Consider the following 3,060-nt stretch of genomic DNA (forward strand, 5'->3'; position numbering starts at 1 on the left):
GTGTAGCATCAAGCAAAGAATGCTTGCCTTTTATGCCTAAGAGATTAAGCCCATAAACTGCCGCAGCCGGGGCAAACTGCATATAATCATCCGCATGTGCTGCAAACAAAGGATGGTCTTCCTGCAACTCATCCTTAGTGCTATAATCAAGTCGCCTGATCACATTATCACCGGTTAATGATACCACACCGTAACCAATAAATACTGCTGGAATAATAAAGGCTGTAACTTTGGGTTTATAATTACTCGAAACCATCATACTGGAGTCTGACCTAAAATTACCCTTTTCCTGTAATGTATCCTGAGTTTGGGCAAAAATAAGCCCGGGTATTGTGAACAAGACCAATATAACTAATAATTTCCTATACATCTTCTAATCGTTTTATTCCCTCCAAGGAATTTCAAATTAAAGATGGGRTACAATTTTGGAGAAATACTGTAGATAAACATAGAATGTTTTTTATCTTTAATACAATCACTTATAAATTAAATCATTATGAAAAGGCACATCATCTTGTTAATACTTGCAATCAGTATTTCCTTTACTACAGCTCAGGCCCAAATGAGCGCTCTTACTGGCGCATGGGAATTCAGCAATGGAACAGATCAGCATCAGCTTTTTTTTGAAGATGGCTATTTCATACATACCATACACCAGGCTGATAAGTTTATAATGTCTCGCGGGGGTAGTTATGAAGCAAACAATGGAACCATTAAAGCAAAGGTGTATTTTAACAGTTCAGATTCATCCAATGTTGGAGGCGAACTAAATGTTCCATTTGAAGTTTCTGCGGATAAGCTATCTATGGATGTACCAGACGGACGTGTTAATTTCAACCGTGTAGATGATGGGAAAGCGCCACTTGCGGGCGTATGGCGCATAACTGGCAGAATGCAGGAAGATGGCAAGGTTGCTGATATTCATCAAACCGGCTCCCGCCAAACTTACAAACTCCTTACAGGCAAGAAATTTCAATGGGTAGCTATTGACCCCGAGAAAAAAGAATTTTCTGGCACCGGCGGCGGTTCATATACTTTTAAAGATGGAAAATACACAGAACAAATAGAGTTTTTCTCAAGAGACAATAGTCGTGTTGGGGTTTCATTAGTATTTGATGGAAAATTGCAGGATGGCAAGTGGCATCATAGTGGATTGAGCAGTAAAGGAGCTAAAATCTATGAAGTATGGAGTAAGGTTGATGAATAGGTCTACTTTTACTTAACTGTAAGTAAGGTTACAACACCATCCATTGTTGCCAGTAAAACAGATTTTTTACTGATAACGTTTACGGTGTTTACCATAGAATTATCTACTTTGTGTGCCCAAACTGTTTTCTGACTAACAGGATCAAAAGCATATACTACACCGTTTCTTGTTCCAAAGAAAACTTGTTTATCTTTTGCAATTAGCATAGAGGGCGTATGCTCATACCCAAATCCCATGTCTAAACGCCAAAGAACACCCGGATCTGTAGTTTGTGTTTTATAAGCTACTACTTCATTGTTCATTGTTTTGCCAAAAATAAGACTGCCATCTTCAGATATACCTATTGATTCTCTCACTGTAGCCTCTTTGTTCCTCCATAGAACATTGCCATTATTAACATCCAACGCGGTAAGTACCCTATCTGGTGCAGCAAAATAAACTACGCCATCCTTCGCTACTGGAGTACACATCGCCGGAGAAAACATACGATTAGCACTTCCATTGTTCCACTTCCAAAGTAACGTACCATTGCTTTCATCTAAAGCATATAAATGGCGCCCCCAAGAGCCAAAAAGCACCTTGCCCTGATATATTAAAGGTTTGCCTACAATAGCCCCTTCTACCCCATCAAAACTCCAGATTTGCTTACCGGTTTTAGCATCAATAGCTCTAAAATTATGATCACTTCCTCCAATATAAACAACTCTGCCATCAGTAACCGGCGCACCTAAAACAGATGCTCCAGTTTTAATTTTCCATATCTCCTTTCCACTATTCAGGTCCAAACCATAAATACAACCATCACCAGAACCCAATGCAATAACATTACCTACAATTACAGGAGAAGAATAAATAGCACCACCGGTTTTAAATCCCCATTTTTTGCTGCCATCTTTTATGGATAATGCCTCAACCTCACCAATGCTATTTCCAAACACCACCAGTTTCTTAGTAGCAGCTGGAGTCAGTACCACATTTGCACTTGCATGATAATTCCAAGTCTGTTTAACCTGCGGATAAGTGGCATTTATCTCATAAGATGGTCTTACTATTTTACCACTGCTATTGGGAATAAATTTACCCAAAGCAATACCACGCCAGTTAGGTTCTATCGCCAATCCGGGCTTTTTAACAGCAAACAAGACAGAATCACTTCGCATTGTAACCACATTGTATCCCCCGACACTATCTTTAGCTCTCAAATTAGAGCGTCCCATAGTTGCGGGTACTCCTTCAAAATCCATTGCCTGGTTTGCATGGCCATGGCCGCAAATCGCATATTGAATATTGTATTTTTTAATCCTGTCTGTTGCTTCGTACCAATTATCCAAACTATTATCAATAGGATAATGATTGATAAATACAATTGGCATATCTGCTGGTGTTTTCTTTAAAACTTCATCAAGCCACACTACGGCATCTCTTGGAATGTGTCCGTCCGACATCCTCACATAAGGACCCGATGCACAGGCAATAAATCGATACCCATTATGATCAAATGTAAATTTATCATTTCCAAATTCACGAATAAAGTCTACTCCACCCGACTCCGACCAACCTGTATCATGATTACCAGGAATAACATACCATGGTTTTTTGAGCCCGGTTAAAATCTCCTTTGCAAGCTTAATTTCCAACTTAGTTCCCATTTCAGTTACATCACCCGTAACGATAATAAAATCAAGGTCATTCTGTTGATTAATATCATTTACTGTTCTTCTCAAATCCTCCTCACCAGTTTCAGTACCAACATGTGTATCTGTTACAAAGGCATACTTAAATGCTTGAGCATTCACATTTAAAAAGGAAGCAACAACTATTATAAAAGCAATAATATATCTCATACCATGACC

2 protein-coding genes and 1 pseudogene are annotated in these 3,060 nt (G+C 39.0%); 1 reads left to right on the forward strand and 2 read right to left on the reverse strand.

What is annotated here, in order from left to right; translation table 11 throughout:
• Window positions 1-370: pseudogene (locus AC1DDX_RS25880) on the reverse strand (phosphatase PAP2 family protein); the annotation flags it as partial.
• A 126-nt stretch (window positions 371-496) separates the two neighbouring features.
• Between AC1DDX_RS25880 and AC1DDX_RS25885 the strand changes: the two are divergent.
• Complete coding sequence (locus AC1DDX_RS25885) at window positions 497-1,207, forward strand: membrane or secreted protein (RefSeq protein ID WP_172662460.1); 711 nt, start codon at window positions 497-499, stop codon at window positions 1,205-1,207.
• Window positions 1,208-1,215: 8 nt separating this feature from the next.
• On the opposite strand, the gene AC1DDX_RS25890 is transcribed toward AC1DDX_RS25885, so the two are convergent.
• A partial coding sequence (locus AC1DDX_RS25890; RefSeq protein WP_477622865.1) for an outer membrane protein assembly factor BamB family protein occupies window positions 1,216-3,060 on the reverse strand: 1,845 nt, incomplete at its 5' end.

The sequence above is a fragment of the Pedobacter sp. 10L46_2 genome (assembly GCF_056395165.1).

Bases quoted from the DNA above. Each gene is read 5' to 3' on its own strand.
- AC1DDX_RS25885 (WP_172662460.1), top strand. From the start codon at position 497: ATGAAAAGGCACATCATCTTGTTAATACTTGCAATCAGTATTTCCTTT.